Raw genomic sequence first — 23,616 nt, 5'->3', positions numbered from 1 at the left:
ACCGGCCGGCCGCTCACGAAAAAGGCGCGCCGCGAAACGGCGCGCCTCGTTCGGCCGAGAGGGTTGCGAGCTTATTGCGTTGTGGACCGGACCTCGACCGGCAGGCCCAGCGTATCCAGCTGGGGTTTCACGACGGCGGCGTCGCCCACCACGACCCAGACGAAGCCTTCCGGACGGATCGCGCCGCGCGCGGCCGCGTCGAGATCGGCCGCGGACAGCGCGCGGGTGCGGCTGGCGATGGTGTCGTAATAGTCGTCCGGACGGCCGTACAGGGCGTTGCTGCGAAGCGCCCCCAGCAGCTGGGCCGAGGTTTCGAACCCACCGGCCAGGGACCGGGTGTTGCCGTTGATCGTCCGTTCCAGCTCGGGCGGGGTGACGCCGTCCGTCGTCAGGAAGGCATTGTACTGCTGCATCAGGGCGGTGATGGATTCCCCCGTACGGTTGGCCTGGACCGGCGCCGAGATGAGATAGGGCACCTGATGCTGCATCTGGTTGATGGTCCCGCGGACGCCATAGGACCAGCCCTTGGTTTCGCGCAGGTCGGCGTTGATGCGCGACAGGAAGTCCGTGCCCAGAATGGAGTTGGCGGTGTTCAGCGCCAGCAGGTCGTCCGTGCCCGACAGCGGGAGAACGACGCCGCCGTAGATCAGCGACTGCGGCGATTGCGGCCGGTCGATCAGGACGATGCGGCTGGTCCCGGCGGTCGCGGCCGGGCCGAAGGTCTTTGAGCCGCGCGGGACAGCGGGAGCGCTCCAGTTACCGAACGCCGCCTCCAGCTCAGGCGTGACCTGGTCCAGAGGCAGGTCCGACACAACGAAGATGGTGGCGTTGTCGGGCCGCACCCATGTCTGATGTTCCGAGACGATGTCGGCGCGGGCGAGCGCCGCGATGCTTATCTCGTCGCCGGTGCCGGTGAAAGGACGGCCGTACGGACTCTCCTCCCCGTAGAGCAACGGCGGCAGGGCGCGGATGGCCAAGGCGTTGGGATTGGTCCGCTCGCTGGCGATCGACGAGAGGCGCTGGTTACGCAGGCGCTCCACCTCGCCCGGGGCGAAGGCCGGGTTGCGGACCACATCCGCCAGCAGGGCCAGAGACGGGCGCAGATTGGTCGTCACGGCCGTCAGGTTGGCGGCCGAACGGTCCATCGAGGCGCCGACATTGATCGAGGCGCCGAGGCGTTCCTCTTCCTGGGCCAGTTGGGTCGAGCTGCGGGTCGTCGTCCCGTCATCCATCAGGTCCAGCATCAGGCTGTGGGCGCCCAGCCGGTCGGCGCGGTCCGCGGCATAGCCCGCGTCGAACTCGACGGCCACGCGCGTCACCGGCACGGTGGCGCTGCGGGCGTAGACGACCGGGACGCCATTGGACAACCGGGTGCGCTCGATGGCGGGGAAGGACAGGTCCGACACGGCTCCGATCACAGGCATCGGATCGCGGGCGATCCGTTCAATCGCCGCCGCCGCCACGGGCGCCGCGCCCGAGGGCGAGGCGGCGGCCTCGGCATAGGCCTCGCGCTCGCCCGGCTCGATGGTCAGGCTGTAGACCGGCCGTGACAGCCACTTCCGCAGTGCGGCCTGAACCTGGGCCGGGGTGACCGACGCATAGGCTTCGAGCTGATGCTTGTAGTGGTCGGGATCGCCCGCATAGAGCTGGCCCTCGGCGAGAACCGAGGCCTTGCCGTTGACCTGTTCGAGGCTCTGGATCTGACGCGAGGCATAGCTGGTGGCGACGCGGGCGACTTCCTCGTCCGTGGGGCCGTTGGCGATCAGGTCCGCCAGAATGGCGTCGAGCCGGGCGTTGACGGCCGCGGGGTCCTGTCCCGGCTTCACGTCCACCGAGATGTCGAAGATGCCGAGGCGGTGGAAGTCCGACACGGAGGCGCTGGCCGACACCGCCGACTGGTCCCCGCGCACCAGTTCATTGTCCAGCCGCGAACTCGCCAGGCCGCCCAGTACGGAGGCCCCGACAGACAGCGGGATGGTGTCCTCGTCCAGCAGGCCGGCCACGGCCCAGCTGCGGGTCAGGCGGACGTTGGCGACGCGGTCGCGCATCACGGCGCTGACCGGCGCGGCCAGGGTCGGGATGGCGGCCTCGGCCGGCGTGTTCACCGGGCCGCGGGGGATGGCGCCGAAATATTTCTCCACCAGGGTGCGAGCCGTCGGCTCGTCGATGTCGCCGGACAGGACCAGCACCGCGTTGTTGGGACCGTAATTCTCGCGGAACCAGCCGCGCACCGTTTCGAGGCTGGCGGCGTCCAGGTCTGCCATCGAACCGATGGTGGAGTGCCGGTACGGGTGACCCTCGGGGAAGAGCGCTTCCAGCTGGGCGTATTCGAACAGGCCATAGGGCTGGTTGTCGCCCTGGCGCTTTTCGTTCTGGACCACGCCGCGCTGCAGATCGAGCACCTCCTGGCCGACCTGGCCGAGCAGATAGCCCATGCGGTCGCTTTCCAGGAACAGCGTCTGCTCCAGCGCCGGCGTGGGGACGGTCTCGAAATAGTTGGTCCGGTCGAACCAGGTCGTGCCGTTCAGGCTGGTGGCGCCGGCGCCGCGCATCGCCTGCAGGTGGCTGTTCGGCGAATTCTCAGACCCGCCGAACATCAGATGTTCGAACAGGTGGGCGAAGCCGGTCGAACCGGCCGGCTCGTCCTTGGATCCGACATTGTACCAGATGGACACCGCGACGACGGGGGCCTTGCGGTCGGTGTGGACGATGACGGTCAGGCCGTTGTCCAGGGTGAAGCGCGACCAGGGGATGTTGACCCGGGACACCAGGTCCGCGACCGGCGCCGCCGGCAATTCAGGCGCCTGGGCGCCTTCGGCGGTCACGGGAGTCTGGGCGGCGGCGACCCCGGCGAGGGTCAGCGGCGGTGCGACGACCGCGAGAAGGGCCGCAAGGGAGACAAGACGAGCGCGCATGGACGACTTTCGATGATTGAGGCCGAGGACGGGAGCGGCATAGGGCATGGCCCTGCGGCCTTCGTCAAACGCGGATGATGGCTTCCACCCCCTCGTTTCACCGCCAGCCGGGACGCTTCGTCGCTGCGAGCGACCGGAGCCCTTTGATAAAGGCGGCGTGGATTTCAGAATCCTCGCCCGCAGCCACCGCATGGGTTTCCGCCTCGCCGATCAGGCCCTCCACCTCGTCTGTCATGCCGTCGCCAAGGCGAACGAGAGCCTCGGCCCGCGCACGGACAAGCAGCAGGGCGGCGTCCGGATAGCGGCCGGCGAGCCGCGCGGCCCACAGGGGCAGATCGTCGAACGATCCCCGGATCTCCTCGCGCCGGGCCAGGATCATAGCGGCCGCCTCGCGATGCGCGGGCCAGGTCATGAGGAACGCCAGCCCCTTCATCGGGTCGACGTGGGCGCCGGCGAGGGCGAAGGCCCGGTCCAGCGCGATGACGTCCTCGAAGTCCGGCAGCCCCGCCAGCAGGGTCCTCAGCGTGTCGTCCGAAAGGGTCCGCCCGAACAGCGTCCACCGGGCTTCCTCCGCCCGGGCGGTCTTTCCCTCCGCTTCCAGGACCGCGATCTCGGCCGCGTGCCAGCTTTCCGGCAGGGGCGCCGGCTCCACGGCCCTGGCCCGGCCCCATCGGCTGGCCGGCGGACTTTCCGTCCGCGACGCTTCGAGCGCCGCGCGCGCCTCTTCCGCGCGGCCGGCCTCGGCAAGACGTCTGGCGATCCCTGCGGCGACATCGGGCTTTCGTCGGTCATCATCCGGGATGGCCAGGACCCAGGCGTCGATGTCGCCCGCCCGATCCGCCAATTTGCGCACGACCAAGGCAAGCCGGCCCGTCGGGCGCGGCCGTCCGCGCGTCAGGTCGGCCAACAGCCTCTTGGCCACAGCCGGGCTCAGGGCGGCTGCGCCGCGCCCGACCCACGAAGCCCATTCCGACAGCCTTGCGGACAGGGCCTCCGTCAACACGGGCGCGGCGACATCCGGGCCGACCGCCGAAGCCAGCGACGCCAGATCCGCCGTCGCGCCGTCAAAGACGAGGGTGAGTTCGCCCTTGGGGTCCTTCACCCGTGCGGTCAGCGATGGATAGAGGTCAAACCAGGCCGCCAGACGGTCGAACGCCAGCTTCGCATCCATGGGGGCGAGCCGCCCGACGATCATCCGCCGCAGCATCTGGAGGTCCGCGATCAGTTCCGGCCGCTTGCGCCAGGACACGCGGGCCCGGCTGGCGGCCAGGGTGGTCAGCCGCTTGTCCAGTTCCAGCGCCAGGTCGGGCGCTCCGACCTCCGCGGCCAGCTCCATTCGCAGCCGCCGTTTCAGGTCCCCGTTCGCAACCTCGATCAGCAGGGCGGCGAGACGATCCCCACCGAGGGCGGCCAGATTGGCCTCGGACAGGGTCTTCCTTGCTGTGGAGGGGCGTCTGGCCATGCGTGCAGCCAAGAGGCCCGAAAGCGCGGCCGGTGCAAGCGCTGCCGTTGCGGCGAAATGCGCCAGGCGGCTAGCCTGCGTTTCGCTTTATGGCCCCGGGCGGATGCGTATCCGCGGGCGTCGTGACCGGCGGATCGGTCCGGGCGCCGGCCGGAGTTGAACCGAACACATGGAAGCCACGCTGCGCCAAGGCTTCGGCGATACGCAGGATCTCCAGCTCACGCTCGATCCTCGTCAAACTGGCGCCCGAGCCACGCATCCTGCCGCCTCCGCGCCTACGGTCCATCCGTATCGCGGCAGAGGCAAATCAAGGGTCGGTGAACAGGCGACCCGCTGACCGTCCGCAGTGGGCGGACCCCGCCACCCACCCCGGATCGCTTCAGGCCCGGCCCGCTCCAAATCCCAGCACCGTGCCGGTCGTCTGCGCAAGACGCCCATTCCCGGCCGCACCATTGCGGAGCAGTGAGACGACCCGCTCGAGCGCGCGCAGATCGAGACCATCGCTGCGACCGTCGCCACGCTGCTCCATCACCACCTCCAGCATGCTGGCCGCCTCGGCGAGTGAACCGGGTCTATGGGCGAGGATCACGCGCTCGGCGTTTTCCAGTGTAGCGAAATCATCGTCGCTGGCTGTCTGGCGCGTGGCTTCCCACAGCGCGATCGCCTGTCCAAAGGCGCGCTTGGTCGTCATGATAGTGCTCCTGGCCAGACCCCGGGTCCGGCTGGTGATGAAGGTTGGGCATAAGGAGCCGCGCGGGCCTCCCACACCCCGAACAGGGCGAGCAGCATCAGCTGCACCCAGATCACGATGCGAACCGTGACCGCGCCCCAGATTTGCAGGTCGCCGAATATTGTTGCTGTCCAAAGGCCGATCGACAGCAACTGCACTCCGGCTGCGGCGATCAGCCACCAGCGGTCCGTCCGCAACGCCAGCACGATGAGCGTCACAAACAGGGCCACACCCAGAATCGCCACCCCGTAACGAACTTCGCCGATATGCAGATGGTCCACGAACGTCGTTCCGACCATCGCCACGAGGAAGGCGGCTCCTGCAATCCGTTCGGCGAGCCGTCCGGCCACAAACAGGAGACCGATCGTCAAATAGCTCAGAAGCCAGATCGCATGTTGAGCCAGGCTGTACCCGTCACCCAGCATGTCAGCCGTTTGCGGCGATCGTCATGGGCGCCAGCGGATTCTTGTCCTCCCCCGGCCCCTCCATGCGCCACGACACGCCGAGTGTCTCGGCCATCTGGGCGAGCCCGCCGTGACTGCGGACCACCAGGCCTCGCGCCCCGTTCAGTTGCGCCAGACTTGCCACCACGTCGCTGATCTCGGCATGACCGACGTCGGCTCCCACCGCCGCGTCCCGCCGACCGTCGAGCATCGTCTGCAACAACTCGCTTGCGGCCACCATGGCTCTGTCGACGGCGTGCTCCGTCGTGTGGATTTGCCGGGCGATCCTCACCCCTACCTGTGCTCTCTTCACGTCCGCGCTCCGTGGCTGGTCTATGGTTCCGACAAGGTCCGGATCGCGCCGGGAGGCGCCTGTTCGGCGGCGGTGCGTGTAGTCGCCGCCATCACAGACACGATTCCGATCGACACGATCGCGGCTCCCATCGCGAACGCGAGGACCAGAGACAGCCGAACCAGGATGCGCCGGTCAGGACGCGGGAGGAACCAGCTGGACGGGCCCGGGCGATCACCTGGGACGCCGGATTGCTCGTCCGGCGCCGAACCAGGGAACGTCGGGGATGGACCGCTGGGAAGGGGACCGGGAGAAAACGGGGAGGAAAGCGGGTAGTCCCGGGAGACAATACGCACGGCTTCGTAGCGATCAGACGTCCCGAGCCGTTTGTAGGCGTTCGAAAGATGGTTGTTGACGGTGCTCGGCGAGATCGTCGCGCCCAGCCGCCGGGCGATCTCCTTGTTGGAAAGCCCCTCTCCAGCCAGTCGAACACACTGCAGCTGCCGCCGCGATAGCCGGTCGCCCATGCTCCACCCCTACAGACGGTCAGGACCTAAGCCGCTGACTCGAAAGAGAAGGGTTAAACCAAATTCACCGGATTGCACGCGCGAGGCGTATCAGACCTCAGTGGCGGACGCGGACATATGATCCGGGAGCCGCCTCTCCGGCCTTCAACTTGCCGGCCCCGACCTTGCGCGCCTTGACCTTTTCGTCGGCGGCGGCGGCGTCCAGCCAGCCCTGCCATTCAGGCCACCACGAACCTGTCTTCTGTTCGGCGCCCGCCAGCCAGGCGTCAGCCTCGTCCGGCGCCGCGTCATTGATCCAGTAGCCGTGCTTGTTCGCCGCCGGCGGATTGATCATTCCGGCGTTGTGGCCCGAACCGCCGAGCAGGAAGCGTGTCGGTCCGCCGAAGAAGTTCCGACCGGCGTAGGTGTTCTTCCAGGCCGCGACGTGATCGTCCTTCAGGGCCACGATCATGACCGGGGTTTCGATCGCGCCGAGATCCAGCGGGACGCCGTCGATGGACACCCCCCCCTTCTCCCTGAGCCGGTTCCCGCGCAGCACCTGGGCGCCGTATTCCTTCAGCATCCGGGCCGGGATGCGCGAGCCGTCGTCGAACCACCACAGCAGGTCCGAGGCCCGCGCCTCGTCGCCCAGCAGATAATGGTTCACCACCGACGACCAGATCAGATCGTTGGCCCGCACGGTCGAGAACAGCTTGGTCAGGTCGTGCGCCTCGACATAGCCGCGCTCGTCCAGATAACGGTTGAACGCCTTCAGATCCTTGTCCCCGGTGAACACAGACCATTCGCCCATGTCGCCGAAGTCGACGAGCGTGGCGATCAGCGTCGCCGAGGCCACGCGGTCGGCCGCGCCCGTCGCGGCCAGATAGGCGAGGGTCATCGCCGACAGCGTGCCGCCCAGGCAGTAGGAGACCAGATCGACGTCCGGCTCGGCCGTCGCCGCCTCAACGGCGTCCAGGGCGGCGATCACGCCGTCCTTCACATAGGCGTCCAGCCCGTTGTCGGCGTGGCTTTCGTCCGGGTTGGCCCAGGAGATGACGAAGACGGTGTGGCCCTGGTCGACCAGCCACTTCAGGTAGCTGGCCTTGGGGGTGAGGTCGAAGAGATAGTATTTGTTGACCAGCGGCGGGACGAACAGCAGCGGCCGGCGATAGACCTTGTCCGTCGTCGGTGCGTACTGGATCAGCTCCATGAGGGCGTTGCTGAACACCACCGCTCCCGGGGTGGCGGCGACATTGACGCCCAGTTCGAAATCGTTCGGCGCCCGGCGGCTGACCAGGCCCTGCCCCTTGCCGATGTCTTCCAGCAGGTTCGATACGCCGGTCATCAGGCTGAGACCGCCGCTCTCGACCATCCGACGGGCGACCTGCGGATTGGTCTGGGCGAAATTGGTCGGGGCCAGGGCGTTCATCATCTGGCGGCTGGCGAAATCGACCTGGGCGCGGGTCTCCTCATCGACCGGGGCCGTAGCGACAAATTCCTGTAGCTGGCGCGCGGCCAGCAGATAGGCCTGCTTCAGCCAGTCGTAGACCGGCTCCTCGCTCCAGGCCGGGTCGGAGAACCGGCGGTCGCCCCTGGCGGGAGCCGCGACCGGCGCGGTCTCCCGCCCCATCGCCCGCTCGCCCATGGTCCGCCACAGGGCGGTCCAGTCGTTCCAGTTCTTCGCCTGGGCTTCGAACAGCGTCGCCGGACGCATCATCACCGAGGTGTTGAAGTCGATCATCGCCCGGGCCAGCGTCGTCGGATCGTAAGGCAGGACCTGGGGCGTCGTCGCCTGCACCATCGTCGTGCGCACGGCGGCGACGGCATTCTGCATCAGAGTAGTCAGGGTTTCGGCCACGACCATCGGATCGGGCGCGGAGGGGATCGGCGGCGAGACTGGCATGGTGTGGCTTTCGCTTACAGCGAGACGAGGACGTCGACGGCGGCGCAGGCGCGCGGGGCGACAAACAGCAACGCAAGGGCGCGGTCGGGGTTCTCGGCGGCCCAGACCGGACACGGTTCCACCGCGGCCTCGATGAGGGCCGCGACCGGCGAGGGCGCGACGGGCATGTAGGCGGCGGAGTCGAAAGCCATGACGAAGGTCCCCTGAACGAAGTCGCGTTCGATAGCGGCGGTATCTCATGGCTTTTCTGTTCTGACGATGCCAGTACTTGCGCAACGGTTGTGCATTTTTGCACAAGGAGGCCCATGGCGGACTTCAACTGGAATGACTTGCGGGCCTTCCTGGCGGTGGCCCGCACCGGGCGACTGACCACCGCGGCGGTCCGCGTCGGCATGGATCATACGACGGTGGCGCGGCGCATCGCGGCGCTGGAGACGGGTCTGGGCGCCCAGCTGTTCGATCGCAGCCCCCACGGCTACGCCCTGACTCCGCATGGCGAGCGGTTGATGCCGACGGCCGAGAAGATCGAGAGCCTGACCCTGCGCGCCGCCCATGAGCTCGGCGAGGCGGACCAGGCGCTGAGCGGCACGGTCCGCATCGGCGCGCCGGAGGGGTTCGGAAGCTATGTCCTGGCTCCGTTGATGGCGCGGCTGGCCGATCGTCATCCCGGCCTTGATATCCAGCTGGTGGCGATCTCCGGCGTGCTCAGCCTGTCCAAGCGCGAAGCCGACATCGCCGTGACGCTCAGCGCGCCGCGTGAAGGCCGGTTGGTGTCGCGAAAGCTGACCGACTACGGCCTGAGCCTGTACGCCGCCCCCTCGTATCTGGACGCGCGTCCGCCGATCCTGACGCGGGCCGACATGGCCGGTCAGCGCTTCATCGGCTATATTGGCGACCTGCTCTACGCGCCCGAGCTGGACTACATGCAGGCCCCGGACGTGGACATTCACGTGGCCCTGCAGAGTTCAAACCTGATCGCCCAGTTGCAGGCCGCCCTGGCCGGCGCCGGCCTGTGCGTGCTGCCGGACTTCATCGCGGCGCGTGAAGCCGGACTGCGGCGGGTCCTGCCGGACGCCGTGCACCTGGACCGCAGCCTGTGGCTGGTGACTCATGCGGACCTGAAGCCGCTGGCCCGGATCCGGGCGGTTACGGCCATGATCCTCGAAGCTGTCAGGGCTGACCGGACCATGTTCACGGGGACCTGAAACCGGCGTTTACTGTTCAGAGCTTGCACCGCAACGACGAATGTAACATGGTTACTTGGCGAAACACACGAGGGGAAGCGGCTGTGTTCGAGTCACTGAAATGCGCCCGCAAGGGTCATATGTACGTTGACAGCAAAAGCCAGCCGGGCACTCAAGTGTGCGTCCGCTGCCGCCACCGTCGACCGTTCGAAGGGATTGTCGCCCCCGTCAAACCAGCCGACTCTGCACCACCGCCGCTTCAATAAAGCCGGCGAACAAGGGGTGCGGCGCGAATGGCCGACTCTTCAGTTCGGGGTGATACTGGACACCGATGAACCAGGGATGGTCCTCGCGCTCGACGGTCTCGGGCAGGACGCCGTCGGGAGACAGGCCGGAGAAGGTCAGGCCGCCCGTCTGTTCGATCGCCTCGCGATAGTTGATGTTGACCTCATAGCGGTGGCGGTGCCGCTCGCTGATGGTGGTCGAACCGTACATCTGCGCGATCTTCGAGCCGGGCCGCAGCGTCGAGTCATAGGCGCCCAGACGCATGGTGCCGCCCATGTCGCCGCCCTGCTGGCGCAGGACGCGCTGGTTGCCCTGGGTCCATTCGGTCATCAGGCCGACCACAGGCTCGGTCGTCGGGCCGAATTCGGTCGATGAGGCTTTCGGATAGCCCGCCAGGTTCCGGGCTGCCTCGATGACCGCCATCTGCATGCCGAAACAGATGCCGAAATAGGGAATCTTGCGTTCGCGGGCGAAGCGCGCCGCCTCGATCTTGCCTTCCGAACCACGCTCGCCGAAGCCGCCGGGCACCAGGATGGCGTGGGCCGCCTGCAGACGGGCGTCGCAGGCCTCGCGGTCGCCCTCGAAGGTCTCGGCCTCGACCCAGTCGATGTTGACCTTGACGTTGTTGGCGACCCCGCCGTGCTGCAAGGCCTCGATCAGGGATTTGTAGGCGTCCTTCAGCACCGTGTATTTGCCGACCACGGCCACGGTGACCTCGCCGTCGGGGTGCAGGCGCCGCCGGGCGATCTCTTCCCACATCGACAGGTCCGGGGCTGGCGCGTCCGTCATGCCGAAATGGGCGAGGACCTCGGCGTCCAGCCCTTCCCGGTGATAGTCCAGCGGAACGGCGTAGATATCGGCCGAATCCATCGCCTGGATGACGCTGCTTTCGCGCACGTTGCAGAACAGGCCGATCTTGCGCTTCTCCTCGGGCGGGATCGGGAATTCGCAGCGGCACAGCAGGATGTCGGGCTGGATGCCGATCGAACGCAGCTCCTTGACCGAATGCTGCGTCGGCTTGGTCTTCATCTCACCGGCGGTCTTGATGAAGGGCAGCAGCGTCAGGTGCACGAAGCACGACTGGCCACGCGGTAGGTCCTGGCCCAGCTGGCGGATGGCCTCGAAGAACGGCAGGCCCTCGATGTCGCCGACGGTGCCGCCGATCTCGACCAGCACGAAGTCCACGCCTTCCCCGTCGTCAGTCAGGGCGGGCGTCAGGCAGAATTGTTTGATCTGGTCGGTGACGTGCGGGATCACCTGGACCGTGGCGCCGAGATAGTCCCCGCGCCGCTCCTTCTCGAGGATCGTCGAATAGATCCGGCCCGTGGTGATGTTGTCCGACCTGGCCGCCGAGACGCCGGTGAAGCGCTCGTAGTGGCCCAGGTCCAGATCTGTCTCGGCCCCGTCGTCGGTGACGAAGACCTCGCCATGCTGATACGGGCTCATCGTGCCCGGATCGACGTTCAGATAGGGGTCGAGCTTACGAAGGCGAACCTTGTAGCCGCGCGCTTGCAGAAGCGCGCCGAGAGCGGCGGAGGCGAGGCCTTTTCCCAATGAGGAAACCACGCCGCCGGTGATGAACACGTAACGGGCCATGGGAGATCACTCTACCGCTGATTCGAGCGGCGTACTGCGGAGACTTTGAGGGCGGGAGCGGAAGGCGGGGATAAGGTCCCCGCTCATCCTTACTGCGCCGGGGCGGGCTGGGCGGGAGCCGGCGCCGGAGCGGTTCCAGACAGGCTGGATTCCAGATCCTGCAGCGAGGGCGCGGCCGGTTGGGCCGCGGTGGCCGGAGCCTGCGTCGGCGCGGTCTGCGGCGTCGTCGGGGCGACCAGCTCGCCGATCGCGTCCGCGTCGACGATCGAACGGTTCGAGCGCTCGACGTTGCCCAGGATGGTCAGCCCGATGGCGCACAGGAAGAACAGGATCGACAGGACCCAGGTCGTCTTGGTCAGCAGATTGCCCGCGCCGCGCGCCGTCATGAAGCCCGACGGGCCTCCGCCCATGCCCAGGGCGCCGCCTTCGGAGCGCTGAATCAGGATCACGCCGGCGAGCGCGACCGAAATGAGGATCATGGCGACGAGGAGAATGGTCTGGAGCATGGCAGCCGATATGTGTGGCGCGCACCCGCGCCGATCAAGCGGCGGCGTCTAACATTGATGCGGGACGGGAGCAAACGCGCTTTCCCCCCCGGTCGTGGTTGTCGGCCCAGGGGGGCCGAAACGGCCCGGGATCACGCGCCGCGGACGATGCCCAGGAAGTCCGCAGCCTTCAGCGACGCCCCGCCCACCAATGCGCCGCCGACTTCCGCGACGGCCAGAATCTCCATCGCGTTGTCCGGCTTGACCGAGCCGCCGTACAGGATCGGCGTCGCCGCGATCCCCAGCCCCAGCCGTTCGATCATGGCGGCCCGGACGGCGCGGTGCACCTCCTCGATCTGCTCCAGCGTCGGCGTCAGGCCCGTGCCGATCGCCCAGACCGGTTCATAGGCCACGGCGAAGTCGCGGCCCGTCAACGCCGGCGGCAGGGACGCCATGACCTGCGAACGCACCACCTCGACCGCCCGCCCCGCCTCGCGCTGTTCCAGCGTTTCGCCCACACAGATGATCGGCGCCAGTCCGGCGGACAGCGCCGCCTCGGCCTTGGCCGACACCAGAAGATCGGTCTCGCCATATCCCTGACGGCGCTCCGAGTGGCCCAGGATCACGAGACCCGCGCCGGCGTCTTTCAGCATCGCCGCGGAGACGTCGCCGGTGAAGGCGCCGTGGGTCTCGGCCCTGCAGTCCTGACCTCCGATCTCTATAGGGCCCCCGGCCGCAGCCCGCGCCATCCGCTCGATGAGGGTTGCCGGCGGACACAGGGCCACACGACAGGCTGCGGGCTCGCGCTCCAGTGCGGCGCGCAGGGCCTCGACCTCGGTCAGGCTCGCACCCAGACCGTTCATTTTCCAATTGCCGGCGACCAGCTTCACGGATTGTTTCATGTGCGCCTTCTATGCGGCGAGATCGTCCAAGCCAAGCCACGCGGCCCGACAAGAATGGCCATCGTCTTGCCGTGCGGGTCGCTCACCCCCTATAGGCCAAGCGACACTCGCTGCCGTTCCGCCAGGACAGACCATGCTCACCGCATTCCGCACCTTCGCCAAATCCAGATGGGCCATCGGCCTGCTTGTCGTTCTGGCGCTTGCGCTGCTCGTCACCGGGGGCACCCAGCTGGACGTGCTGGGCAACCTGGGACCGAAGCACGTGATCACGGCGGGCGACCGCAGTGTCGGCCAGGCCGAATTCCGCGGCGAGATGGACCGTATTCTCCAGCAGTCCCAGGAACAGGCCGGACGCGCCCTGACCTTCGAGGAGCTGATCGGCGAGGGCGGACTGACCCAGTACCTGCAGCAGCGGGCGCAGCAGCTCGGCTTCCTGAACTGGGCCTGGCAGACGGGCATCCGCCCCGGCAAGGAACTGGTCCTGCGCCAGATCCGCCAGGCGCCGGGCTTCTTCGATTCGGTCACCGGCAAGTTCGACGAGAACCAGTACCGGTCCAAATTGGCGGAAAACAACGCCACGCCCGAGATGTTCGAGGCGCAGCTGCGCGACCAGTACATCACCCAGCACTATGGCTCCGCCCTCGGCGCCGGCATGCGCCTGCCGCGCATCTATGGCGCGGTCCTGGCCAGCCAGGCGCTGGAGACCCGGGACGGCCGCTGGTTCACAGTCACCCAGGCCATGGCCGGCACGGCCCCGGCCCCGACGGACGCCCAGCTGACCGCCTTCATGAACCAGAACGCGGCCGAGCTGCGCCTGCCCGAATCGCGCACCGCCTCCGTCGTCCTGTTCGACGACCGCGCGGCGCCCGCCGCGATCAGCGAGGCCCGGATCGAGGAGCGGTTCAACTTCCGCCGCGACGCCCTGTCCCTGCCCGAGAAGCGCACCTTCGTGACCCTGACGGCGCCGAACCGCGCCGCCGCTGACCGCATCGCCGCCGCCCTGCGGGCCGGCCAGGCGCCGGCCGCCGTCGCCAGCGCCAACAATATCCAGCCGGCTGACTACGCCGACACGCCGCGCAGCGCCCTTGGCGACCCCGCCATCGCCGCCGCCGTCTTCGGCCTCGCCGCCAACGAGGTGTCCGCTCCGGTCCAGGCCAGCGTCGGCTTCGTCGTCGCCAAGGTCACCGCCATCACCCCGGGGCGCCCCGCCACCCTCGCCGACGTGCGCGAACAGGTCGTCCAGGAACTTCGCACCGAGGATGCCCGCGCCGCCGTCTATCGCCGCGTCGAGGCCTATGAGAAGGCCCGTCAGGCCGGCAAGACGCTGGACGCCGCGGTGGCCGAGATCGGCGCCCGGATCATCCAGGTTCCCGCCATCCGCCAGGACGGCAAGCTGCGCAACGGTCAGGACATCAACCCGCCGCTGCCGCCCCAACTGGTCCAGACCATGTGGACGCTGGGCAAGGGCGCCGAGAGCGAAGTCATCGACATGGGCCAGGGCCAGTATTTCGTCGTCCGCGTGGACGAGGTCACCCCCGCCGCCCTGCCGCCCCTGGACGCGATCCGCGCCCCGCTGGCCCAGCAATGGGTGCTGCGCGAAAACGTCCGTCTGCTGACGACCCGCGCCAACGCCCTCGCCGCCCGCGCGCGCCGCGGCGAGGATCTCGCCGCCCTGGCCGCCTCGGCCGGCGCGACCATCCGGACCGGAAACGGTCTGACCCGTCAGTCGGCCCAGGAGCACGGCCAGGGCGTCATTGCCGGCGTGTTCGGCAGCGCCCGCGGCGAGGTGTTCTCGCAGCAGAACACCAGCGACAGCTTCGTCATCGGCCGCACCGAGCGGATCACGCCGGCCTCGGCGGTTCTGGCCGCGCCCGTGGCCGAGCAGTTCCGCCAGCGCATGGCCGGCGACAATGTGAACGCTGTCGGCGAGCTGGCGCTCAAGGCGGCCTCGGCGCGCTCGAAGGCCCGTTACGACGAAGCCCTCGCCCGCATGGCCCTCGGCCTCCCCGCCGAGGCGCCCGCGGCGGCCGCGGGCGCTGCGGCGCCCCGGCGTCCGGCTCCTGCCCCGGGGCAATGAGCCGGAACGCCGACGCGGCCGACTTCGCCGGCTTCCAGCGCGGCTGGGCCGCCGGCCTTCCCCGCATCGTCGTCCGCCGGCTGGTCGACGACCTGGAAACCCCCGTCTCGGCCTTCCTGAAGGTCGGGCACGGCCGGACCCACGCCTTCCTGCTGGAGTCCGTCGAGGGCGGGGCCGTAAACGGCCGCTATTCTATCATCACGCGCGAACCCGACGCCGTCTGGCGCTGCCGGGACGGTCGGGCTGAACTGGCGCGCGGCCCCGCGATCGCCGAAGCCCGGTTCACGCCGGAGAGCGGCGACGCCCTGGCCTCGCTGCGGACGCTGATGGCCGCCTCGCGCTTCGACCTGCCCGGCGATCTGCCGCCCATGGCCGCCGGCCTGTTCGGCGTCTTCGGCTATGACATGGTGCGGCTGCTCGAGCCGCTGGGCGCGGCGAACCCGGATCCGCTGGATCTGCCGGACGCTGTCCTGACCCGTCCCACCCTGGTGGCCATCTTCGATTCCGTCAGGCACGAGATCGTGCTCGTTTCGGCGGCCTACCCTGACGGCGGCGGAACCGCTGAAGCCGCCTTCGCCGCCGCCATCGACCGGCTGGACGCGTTCGAGACCGAACTGCGCGCGCCCCTGCCCGCCCTCCCCCTCGCGGTCGAGGCCTCCGCGCCCGACTTCGCTTCACCGGTCGACGCCGCGGACTTCGGCGAACTGGTGGCGCGGGCCAAGGACTACATCGCCGCCGGCGACATCTTCCAGGTGGTCCTCAGCCACCGCTTCGCCGCGCCCTGGAGCGCCGATCCGTTCGCCTTTTACCGCTCCCTGCGACGCTCGAACCCGTCGCCCTATCTGTTCTTCCTCGACTTCGGCGACTTCCAGCTGGCGGGATCGAGCCCCGAGATCCTCGTCCGTCTGAAGGACGGCCGGGTCACCATCCGCCCCCTCGCCGGCACGCGCCCGCGCGGCGACACGCCCGAGGCCGACCGCGCCCTGGAGGCCGAGTTGCTGGCTGACCCCAAGGAGCGGGCCGAGCATCTGATGCTGCTGGACCTCGGCCGCAACGACGTCGGCCGCGTCGCCGCGCCCGGGACCGTCGAGGTCGTCGAGAGCTTCCGCATCGAACGCTACAGCTCGGTCATGCACATCGTCTCCGAGGTCCAGGGCGACGCGCGCGCCGACCTCGACGCCGTGGACGCCCTTCTGGCCGCCCTCCCCGCCGGCACCCTGTCGGGCGCGCCCAAGGTGCGGGCGATGGAGATCATCGACGAGCTGGAGACGACCAAGCGCGGCGTCGGCTACGGGGGCGGCGTGGGTTACATCTCCGCTGGCGGCGAGGCCGACATCTGCATCGTCCTGCGAACCGCCCTGTTCGCGGCCGGGAGGATCCATGTCCAGGCCGGCGCGGGCGTCGTGGCCGACAGCGATCCGGCCGCGGAATACGCCGAGACCCAGGCCAAGGCGCGGGCCCCCATGCGGGCGGCCGAAGACGCCTGGCGCTATCCGTTCGGCAACCGCTAGGGCCGGGCCGAGACTGCGGTTTCGTCGAACCGCACGCCCGGTCCGAGGACCAGCACCCCGGCCATCAACACCGCCGCCGTCGCCGCCAGCGCCGCCGCGCCCAGCGTCGCATAGGGGTTCGCCGGGGCCGGCGCCGGGGTCAGCAGGACGCGCGCCCTGGCGATGGTCTTGTCGGTCATGGCCGGTCTCCGTTCCACAATCCCAATTCGGGACGGTTCGGTTAACGAAGACTTACGGCGGGATGCGCTTGGCGCGTCGCTCCGCACCCCCTAGAAGCCAGACCATGATCCTGGTCGTCGACAACTACGACAGCTTTACCTGGAACCTCGTCCACTACCTCGCGGAGCTGGGCGCGGAGACGCGCGTGGTGCGCAACGACGACCTGACCGCAGCCGAGGCCTGGGCCCTGAAGCCCGAAGCCGTCCTGCTGTCGCCAGGTCCCTGCACGCCGAATGAAGCGGGCGTCTGCCTGTCCATTCTCGACACCGCGCCGCTGGCCATGCCCATCTTCGGGGTCTGCCTCGGCCATCAGGCCATGGGGCAGGCGTTCGGGGGCGAGGTGATCCGCGCCAAGTCCCTGATGCACGGCAAGACCTCGCCGATCGAACACGCGGGCCGGAGCGTGTTCAGGGGCCTGCCCTCGCCGTTCACCGCCACCCGCTATCACAGCCTCGCGGTGCGCCGCGAAACCCTGCCCGAGGTGCTTGAGGTCACCGCCTGGACAGCCGACGGCGAGATCATGGGGCTGGCGCACAAGACGCGGCCCATCCACGGGGTCCAGTTCCACCCCGAATCCATCGCCACCGAACATGGCCACGACCTGCTGGCCAATTTCCTCGACCTCGCCAACATCAAACGCCGGGCGATGGTCTAGATGGCCGACGGTTTCAAACCCCTGCTGGCCAAGCTTGTCGACGGCCGCATCCTGACCCCGGATGAGGCCCAAGCCTTCTTCGCCGCCTGCCTGCGCGGCGAGCCGACCCCGGCCCAGGTCGCCGCCGCCGTCACCGCCCTGCGGATCCGCGGCGAGACGGTGGAGGAGATCGCCGCCTTCGCCACGGCGATGCGCGACGCGGCTCTGAGACTGGACCATCCGTACGACGTCATCGACACCTGCGGCACCGGCGGCGACGGCCAGCACACCTTCAACATCTCCACGGCCGCCGCGCTGGTTCTGGCCGGCGCCGGTCTGAAGGTCGCCAAGCACGGCAACCGGGCCCTGAGCTCGAAGTCCGGCTCGTCCGACGTGCTCGCGGCCCTCGGCGTCAACCTGGCCGCCAGCCCGGCCCAGCAGCGCCGCTCGCTGGATGACGCCGGCATCGCCTTCCTGTTCGCCCCCGCCTACCACGGGGCCATGCGCCACGTCGGGCCGGTGCGTGCCGAGATCGGTTTCCGCACGGTTTTCAACCTTCTGGGACCACTTTCGAATCCCGCGTCTGCGAAGCGTCAGGTGATGGGCGTCTATGATCCCCGCCTGCTGGAGCCGCTCGCCGAGGTGCTGGGCCGGCTGGGCGCCGATCGGGCCTGGGTGGTGCATGGGCAGGGCCTGGACGAGCTCACCACCACGGGGCCTACCGGGGTCGCCGAATGGCGGGACGGCGCCGTCCGCCGCTTCACCGTCACGCCCGAGGACGCCGGCCTGCCCCGGGCCTCGATCGAGGATCTGCGCGGCGGCGACGCCGAGGAGAACGCCTTTGCCCTGCGCAATCTGCTGGCAGGCGAACGGGGCGCCTATCGCGACATCGTCCTGCTCAACGCCGCCGCCGCCCTGGTCGTCGCCGACCGCGCCGCCGATCTGAAGGAGGGCGCCGCCATCGCCGCCGCGGTCATCGACGACGGTCGAGCCGCAAAGGCCCTGAACGATCTGGTAGTCGCCACCAACGCCCCCGAACCGGAAGAGCCGGCGTGAGCGACGTCCTCGCCGGCATCGCCGCCTACAAGCGGGACGAGGTGGCCGCCCGCAAGGCCGCGACCTCGCAGGCCGCCGTCGAGGCGCTGGCGCGTCACGCCTCGCCCCCCCGCGGCTTTCGCGCCGCCCTCGAGCGCCACGTCGAGGGAACCGGCCGCCCCGCCCTGATCGCCGAGATCAAGAAGGCCAGCCCGTCCAAGGGCCTGATCCGCGCCGACTTCGACCCACCGGCGCTCGCCCGCGCCTACGAGCGCGGCGGCGCGACCTGTCTGTCGATCCTGACCGACGGCCCCAGCTTCCAGGGCGATGACGCCTTCCTGACCGCCGCTCGCGACGCCGTCGCCCTGCCCTGCCTGCGCAAGGACTTCCTCGTCGACCCCTGGCAGGTGGCCGAAAGCCGCGCCCTGGGCGCCGACTGCATCCTGATCATCCTCGACATGGTCGACGACGCCCTCGCCGCCGAGCTGCTGGCCGAGGCCGGACGGTTCGGCATGGACGCCCTGATCGAAACTCACGACGAGACCGAGATGGCCCGCGCCTGCAAGCTGGGCGGCGATCTGGTGGGGATCAACAATCGGTCCCTGCGCACCTTCGAGGTCGATCTGGCGGTCACCGAACGACTGGCCATGCTGAGCCCTGTCCACGCCCTGCTGGTCGCCGAGAGCGGCATCTTCACGCGGGACGATGTGACCCGGGTGTCGGACGCCCACGCCCAGGCGATTCTGGTCGGCGAAAGCCTGATGCGTCAGGCCGACGTCGAGGCGGCGACGCGGGCACTGCTGGTCTGAGGGGCCGAGAGTCCGCTCGAAAAGTGCGGACATTACGGACTCACCGGACTCTGGCCCGGCCAGGTCGGAATGATCAAACAACTGACATTCATAAGCTTTCACCCTGCTTCTCCGATCTGACCCCATCAACTCCATTCACGCACCGGACTTCAGGAGGCTCGCGGCGCTTCGACGACGGTCACAGTAAGCGATGCATGCGTCAGAAACGGTCGTAGGCGCCCACCCGCCGTTAAGTTGACATTAGGCAAGAACACTTACAGAACATCGGCAACGGTTCACGCCTTGTTCTGGACGATTCGACGCCATGCTCACGCGCAAACAGCACGAACTCCTGATGTTCATCCATGAGCGCATCAAGGAAACGGGTGTCTCGCCCTCCTTCGACGAAATGAAGGAGGCGCTGGATCTGGCGTCCAAATCGGGCATCCACCGGTTGATCACGGCGCTGGAGGAACGCGGCTTCATCCGCCGCCTGGCCCACCGGGCGCGGGCGCTGGAAGTGACCAAACTCCCGGAACAGGCCACCACCTCCCAGCCGCGCGGGCGTCAGCCCTTCCGTCCCGACGTCATCCAGGGCGGCGGACGCCCCATGGCCGCCGAGCCCGCCAACGACACCCGCGAACTGTCGCTGATGGGCAAGATCGCCGCCGGCACGCCCATCGCCGCCATCGAGCACGAGACCGCCCGCTACCCGGTGCCCGAGGCCATGCTGGGCGCGGGCGAGCACTACATGCTCGAGATCGAGGGCGACTCCATGATCGAGGCCGGCATCCTCAACGGCGATCTGGTGATCATCAAATCGACCGACACCGCCACCTCGGGCGAGATCGTCGTGGCCCTGGTCGAGGGCGAGGAAGCCACGCTCAAGCGTCTGCGCAAGAAGGGCGGCTCGATCGCGCTGGAGCCCGCCAACCGCAACTACGAGACCCGCATCTTCGGCCCGGATCAGGTCGAGGTTCAGGGCAAGCTGGTCGGACTCATCCGCCGCTATCACTGACGTCGGGATCGCCGAACCGGCTCCACGGTCGGTCGCCGCGCATGGCCGCCGCCCACACCGCGCGCCAGCGACCGGCCGACGGCGGCCCATCGCGCCACAGCTCCACCGCCCCGCCCCGGGCGTAGTCGACGCCGTCCAGCACCAGACGGCCGTCGCATGACGGCGGCAGGGCCGTCAGGGCGGCGCGCGCGCTGACCACGGGCGCCGCGCGGCACAGGGCGTCGATCTGTTCGGGGGACGGCGCCTTCTTTCCCCACCACAGAGCCAGGGGCCCGGCTGCCGGAGCCTCTGGCGCGCAGGCGAACCGGGTGCAGGTCCAGCCTTCCGACGGACGCTCCTGCGGCAGGAGCCCGCGCCGCCGCGACCAGACGTCGACCGCGAACTGCCGCACGCCCGGCCGCATGACCATCGTCTGTCCTGCCTGAACCCAGGCGGCGTTGGTCCCGCCGTCGCCGATCCAGACATCCGGCGTCGGCGCGCGCGGCCACAGCATGACCGCCGCCGCGAACGGCAGGCCCAGCCACCGCAACGGCCCGCGCCACAGGCAGCAGAACAGCACGCCGAGGAAGGAGATCGGCAGGACGAGGTCCGGCGCGCTCGCCACGGTCCGGACCGCGCCGGGCAGGCCCGCCGTCCAGGCGCCGATGGCCAGCATCAGGCCGATCCCCTGCCCCGCCAGCCACAGGAAGGGCCCGCCCAGGCCCAGGGGCTCCAGCAAGGCGCCCAGCGCCAGCATCGGCATGATCAGAAAGTCCGACACCGGCGCCGTCGCCAGATTGGACGCGAGGCCGTACATGGCCGTGCGATTGAAATGCTGCATGGCGAACGGTCCGGTCGCGGCGCCCGCGACCAGACTGGCCAGCACCGCCGCCGCCAGCCATGCGCCCGCCCGCTGGACGATCAGGATCGGGAGGGGCGCGGAGATTTCCTTCGGCCGGCGCGGCCAGGCCTCGACCAGGGCGACCAGGGCCGCCGTCGCCGCGAACGACATCTGGAAGCCGGGCGTCACGATCGCCTCGGGCTGCAGCAGCAGGACCACGAAGGCCGCGACCGCCAGGGCGTGCATGGTGATCGCCTGCCGGTCCAGCAGGATGGCGAGGAAGGCGATAGAGGCGGTGATCGCCGCCCGCTCGGCGGGCGGCGGGGCGCCGGACACCACCAGATAGGTCCCCACGGCCAGCAGCCCTCCGATCGCCGCGACCTTCTTGCCCGGGACGCGCAGCGCCAGCCACGGCCAGGCGGCGACCAGCAGCCGCACCAGAAAGAAGGCGAAGCCGCCGACCACCGCCATATGCAGGCCCGAGATCGACAGGATGTGGGCCAGCCCGGAATCGCGCATCACATCGACGTCGTCCGGGTTCAGCCACGCCTCCTGCCCGGTGGTCATGGCCGCGGCGATTCCGCCCGTCCGGTCGCCCAGGCGCGCGACAATGCGGCGGGCCAGCGCGAACCGCATGCCGTTGACCGCCATCGCCGCCCGCACCCGCCACGGCGGGGGCGTCAGATACGCCGGCCGTGTCTCCCCGAGCGAGAAGGCCACCCCGCCCAGGCTCTGGAAGAAGGCGTTGCGTCCGAAATCATAGGCGCCCGGACTGGCCGGGGCCGGCGGCGGGTTGAGGATCGCGAACAGCCGCACCGCCTGACCCGGGGCCGGCGTCTCGCCCCGGACCGTGGCGCGCAGGCGGACCGGCGTCTGCTCCGGCGTCAGGCCCCGGATCCGCACCGGTGCGATCACAACGCGCGGCCCCGCCGATCCCGGACTGTCGACATCGACCACCCAACCCTCGACCACCGTAGGCTCGGCCATGGCCGGAGCGATGGGCGCGGCGACCGCGTCGGTCCGCAGCTTGGCCACGGCGAAGCCGAGGGCGAAACAGGCGAGCATCAGCAGCGGCAGGGTCCAGACGCGCCCAAGAGCCAGACGCCGCGCGCCCAGCCAGAGTGCGGCGGCGATCAGGGCGGCGAGCAGCAACGGCCAGGCCGGCGGTTCGCTCTTCAACGCGAAATAGACCGCGCAGCCGCCGCCGAACGCCACCGGCGCCCACATCCGCCACCGCAGGGTCTGTGCGCGGAACTGATCCGACAGTAAGGTCCGGCCGCGCGCGGCGAGGCTGGGCTTTGCCGGCGTCGGCGCTATAACGCCCGCCATGACCTCCCCGTCCGCTCCCACGCCAGCCGTCGTCACCCGCTTCGCCCCTTCGCCGACCGGTTCCCTGCACATAGGAGGCGCCCGAACGGCGCTTTTCAACTATTTGTACGCCAAGGGACGCAACGGGAAGTTCCTGGTCCGAGTCGAGGACACCGACCGGGAACGGTCGACCGACGAAGCCGTCAAGGCCATTTTCGACGGCCTGAGCTGGCTGGAGCTGTTCGCCGACGAGGAGCCGGTCTTCCAGTTCAGCCGCGCCGACCGCCATCGCGAGGTGGTCAACGACCTGCTGGAGCGGGGCGCCGCCTATCGAGACTTCACCTCTGCCGAAGAGACCGGTCGCCTGCGGGACCTCGCCAAGGCCGAACGGCGCACGTTCGAATCGCCGTGGCGGGACCGCGAACCTTCCGTCGACGATCTGACGCAGCCTCACGTCGTCCGCTTCCGCCGCCCCCTGCCCGGCCAGGTGACGGTCGAGGATCAGGTGCAAGGTACGGTCAGCTGGGCCAATGACGATCTCGACGATCTGGTCCTGCTGCGCTCCGACGGCGCGCCGACGTACAATCTCGCCGTGGTGGTGGACGACCACGACATGGGCGTGACCCACGTCATCCGCGGCGACGACCATCTCAACAACGCCGCGCGCCAGAGCCTGATCTATGACGCGCTCGACTGGGCCCGCCCGAGCTTCGCCCACATCCCCCTGATCCACGGCCCCGACGGGGCCAAGCTGTCAAAGCGCCACGGGGCCCAGGCCGTGCATGAATACGCCGAAATGGGCTATCTGCCGGAGGCCATGCGCAACTACCTGGCCCGGCTGGGCTGGGCCCATGGCGACGACGAGCTGTTCAACGACGCCCAGGCGCTGGAATGGTTCGACCTGACCGGCGTCGGCAAGGCGCCGGCCCGGCTGGACTTCGACAAGCTGGCCCACGTCAACGCCCACTGGATTCGGCTGGCCGACGACGACCGGCTCGCCAAGATGACGCTCGACGTGCATCTGGCCCGCGGCCACGCCCTGGGCCCGGACGACGAGGCGCGCCTGCTCGCGGCGATGCCGTTCGTGAAAGACCGGGCCAGGACGGTGCTGGAACTGGCCGACCAGACCGCCTTCGTCCTGCGTCCGCGCCCTCTGAAGATCTACGAAAAAGGCCTGCCGATGCTGGCGGGCGAATCGGGCGAACGCATCGCCCGCCTGCGCGATCGGCTGAAACTGTTCGCCAGCTGGGACGTGTTCGCGCTCGAGGCCGAGCTCAAGGTCTTCGCCGAGGAGGAGGCCGTCGGCTTCGGCAAGATCGGCCCCGCCGTGCGCGCGGCCTTGACGGGCGACGGCGTCTCGCCCGACATCGCCAAAACCCTCGCCGCCCTGGGACGCGAAGAAAGCCTCGGGCGCTTGGATGATGCGCTGCAACAGACTATCTGACAATTCATCAGACCGTGGATTGCGCCTCTCCGCGCCGGTCTCCGCCAAACCCCCAGGGG

Annotated in this window: 21 protein-coding genes; 8 read left to right on the top strand and 13 right to left on the bottom strand. The window is 69.2% G+C overall.

The genetic code is table 11. The features are described 5' to 3' along the window. Positions 1-71: 71 nt before the first annotated feature. The 8 genes from ASD59_RS05515 to ASD59_RS14365 all read right to left on the bottom strand — a co-directional run bounded on the left by ASD59_RS05515 (position 72) and on the right by ASD59_RS14365 (position 8,442). A complete protein-coding gene (locus tag ASD59_RS05515) occupies positions 72-2,915 on the bottom strand; it encodes a M16 family metallopeptidase (RefSeq protein WP_055829411.1) in 2,844 nt (947 codons plus the stop codon). Between the two features lie 97 nt (positions 2,916-3,012). Then, the gene (locus ASD59_RS05510) at positions 3,013-4,377 is read right to left on the bottom strand and encodes a DUF6880 family protein (protein ID WP_200943521.1); all 1,365 of its coding nucleotides are present in this window, start codon (positions 4,375-4,377) and stop codon (positions 3,013-3,015) included. Between the two features lie 379 nt (positions 4,378-4,756). Next, a complete protein-coding gene (locus tag ASD59_RS05505; protein WP_055829408.1) occupies positions 4,757-5,068 on the bottom strand; it encodes a hypothetical protein in 312 nt (103 codons plus the stop codon). Beyond that, positions 5,065-5,532: a hypothetical protein gene (locus ASD59_RS05500; RefSeq protein WP_055829407.1), complete on the bottom strand. Its 468-nt coding sequence runs from the start codon at positions 5,530-5,532 to the stop codon at positions 5,065-5,067. The genes ASD59_RS05505 and ASD59_RS05500 overlap by 4 nt, the downstream gene beginning before the upstream one ends. A gap of 1 nt (position 5,533) precedes the next feature. Then, positions 5,534-5,863 (bottom strand): hypothetical protein, encoded by a 330-nt coding sequence (locus ASD59_RS05495; RefSeq protein ID WP_056614955.1) that lies wholly within the window; start codon positions 5,861-5,863, stop codon positions 5,534-5,536. A gap of 20 nt (positions 5,864-5,883) precedes the next feature. Continuing rightward, positions 5,884-6,369, bottom strand: a complete 486-nt coding sequence (locus ASD59_RS13835; protein WP_082560056.1) for a helix-turn-helix domain-containing protein — start codon at positions 6,367-6,369, stop codon at positions 5,884-5,886. A 97-nt stretch (positions 6,370-6,466) separates the two neighbouring features. Further along, complete coding sequence (locus ASD59_RS05490; RefSeq protein WP_056614958.1) at positions 6,467-8,251, bottom strand: PHA/PHB synthase family protein; 1,785 nt, start codon at positions 8,249-8,251, stop codon at positions 6,467-6,469. Between the two features lie 14 nt (positions 8,252-8,265). Further along, positions 8,266-8,442: a hypothetical protein gene (locus ASD59_RS14365; RefSeq protein WP_162246620.1), complete on the bottom strand. Its 177-nt coding sequence runs from the start codon at positions 8,440-8,442 to the stop codon at positions 8,266-8,268. A gap of 114 nt (positions 8,443-8,556) precedes the next feature. Between ASD59_RS14365 and ASD59_RS05485 the strand changes: the two genes are divergently transcribed. Beyond that, on the top strand, positions 8,557-9,456 hold the full coding sequence (locus ASD59_RS05485; RefSeq protein ID WP_055829399.1) for a LysR family transcriptional regulator: 900 nt from the start codon (positions 8,557-8,559) through the stop codon (positions 9,454-9,456). A 207-nt stretch (positions 9,457-9,663) separates the two neighbouring features. On the opposite strand, the gene ASD59_RS05480 is transcribed toward ASD59_RS05485, so the two are convergent. From ASD59_RS05480 to tpiA, 3 genes are all read right to left on the bottom strand, one after another. Continuing rightward, entirely contained in the window at positions 9,664-11,316 is a 1,653-nt protein-coding gene (locus ASD59_RS05480) for a CTP synthase (protein WP_055829397.1), read from the bottom strand. An 89-nt stretch (positions 11,317-11,405) separates the two neighbouring features. After that, the gene (gene secG / locus ASD59_RS05475) at positions 11,406-11,822 is read right to left on the bottom strand and encodes a preprotein translocase subunit SecG (protein WP_082560054.1); all 417 of its coding nucleotides are present in this window, start codon (positions 11,820-11,822) and stop codon (positions 11,406-11,408) included. A 131-nt stretch (positions 11,823-11,953) separates the two neighbouring features. After that, positions 11,954-12,703 carry a triose-phosphate isomerase gene (gene tpiA, locus ASD59_RS05470; RefSeq protein ID WP_055829391.1) on the bottom strand — a complete coding sequence of 250 codons (750 nt, stop codon included), beginning with the start codon at positions 12,701-12,703 and terminating at the stop codon, positions 11,954-11,956. Between the two features lie 133 nt (positions 12,704-12,836). On the opposite strand from tpiA, the gene ASD59_RS05465 reads away from it, so the two are divergent. Continuing rightward, positions 12,837-14,780 (top strand): peptidylprolyl isomerase, encoded by a 1,944-nt coding sequence (locus ASD59_RS05465; RefSeq protein ID WP_055829389.1) that lies wholly within the window; start codon positions 12,837-12,839, stop codon positions 14,778-14,780. Continuing rightward, positions 14,777-16,291 carry an anthranilate synthase component I gene (gene trpE, locus ASD59_RS05460; RefSeq protein ID WP_055829387.1) on the top strand — a complete coding sequence of 505 codons (1,515 nt, stop codon included), beginning with the start codon at positions 14,777-14,779 and terminating at the stop codon, positions 16,289-16,291. Before ASD59_RS05465 ends, trpE begins: the two co-directional genes overlap by 4 nt. On the opposite strand, the gene ASD59_RS05455 is transcribed toward trpE, so the two are convergent. Next, a complete protein-coding gene (locus tag ASD59_RS05455) occupies positions 16,288-16,470 on the bottom strand; it encodes a hypothetical protein (protein WP_055829383.1) in 183 nt (60 codons plus the stop codon). The genes trpE and ASD59_RS05455 overlap by 4 nt on opposite strands. A gap of 104 nt (positions 16,471-16,574) precedes the next feature. On the opposite strand from ASD59_RS05455, the gene ASD59_RS05450 reads away from it, so the two are divergent. From ASD59_RS05450 to lexA, 4 genes are all read left to right on the top strand, one after another. Next, entirely contained in the window at positions 16,575-17,165 is a 591-nt protein-coding gene (locus ASD59_RS05450) for an anthranilate synthase component II (RefSeq protein WP_055829381.1), read from the top strand. Next, the gene (trpD, locus tag ASD59_RS05445) at positions 17,166-18,200 is read left to right on the top strand and encodes an anthranilate phosphoribosyltransferase (RefSeq protein WP_055829378.1); all 1,035 of its coding nucleotides are present in this window, start codon (positions 17,166-17,168) and stop codon (positions 18,198-18,200) included. Then, the gene (gene trpC / locus ASD59_RS05440) at positions 18,197-18,988 is read left to right on the top strand and encodes an indole-3-glycerol phosphate synthase TrpC (RefSeq protein WP_055829375.1); all 792 of its coding nucleotides are present in this window, start codon (positions 18,197-18,199) and stop codon (positions 18,986-18,988) included. The genes trpD and trpC overlap by 4 nt, the downstream gene beginning before the upstream one ends. Positions 18,989-19,292: 304 nt before the next feature. Beyond that, positions 19,293-19,985 carry a transcriptional repressor LexA gene (lexA, locus tag ASD59_RS05435; RefSeq protein WP_055829373.1) on the top strand — a complete coding sequence of 231 codons (693 nt, stop codon included), beginning with the start codon at positions 19,293-19,295 and terminating at the stop codon, positions 19,983-19,985. On the opposite strand, the gene ASD59_RS05430 is transcribed toward lexA, so the two are convergent. Beyond that, positions 19,966-22,134 carry a ComEC/Rec2 family competence protein gene (locus tag ASD59_RS05430; protein ID WP_055829760.1) on the bottom strand — a complete coding sequence of 723 codons (2,169 nt, stop codon included), beginning with the start codon at positions 22,132-22,134 and terminating at the stop codon, positions 19,966-19,968. The two genes, lexA and ASD59_RS05430, sit on opposite strands and share 20 nt — an antisense overlap. On the opposite strand from ASD59_RS05430, the gene gltX reads away from it, so the two are divergent. Then, positions 22,133-23,557: a glutamate--tRNA ligase gene (gene gltX, locus ASD59_RS05425; RefSeq protein ID WP_055829370.1), complete on the top strand. Its 1,425-nt coding sequence runs from the start codon at positions 22,133-22,135 to the stop codon at positions 23,555-23,557. The two genes, ASD59_RS05430 and gltX, sit on opposite strands and share 2 nt — an antisense overlap. Positions 23,558-23,616 lie beyond the last annotated feature (59 nt).

This window comes from Brevundimonas sp. Root608 (assembly GCF_001427825.1).
Classification (GTDB): Bacteria; Pseudomonadota; Alphaproteobacteria; order Caulobacterales; family Caulobacteraceae; genus Brevundimonas.
The sequence above is the reverse complement of the archived record's forward strand: the minus strand, read 5'-3'. Positions and strand labels throughout refer to the sequence as shown.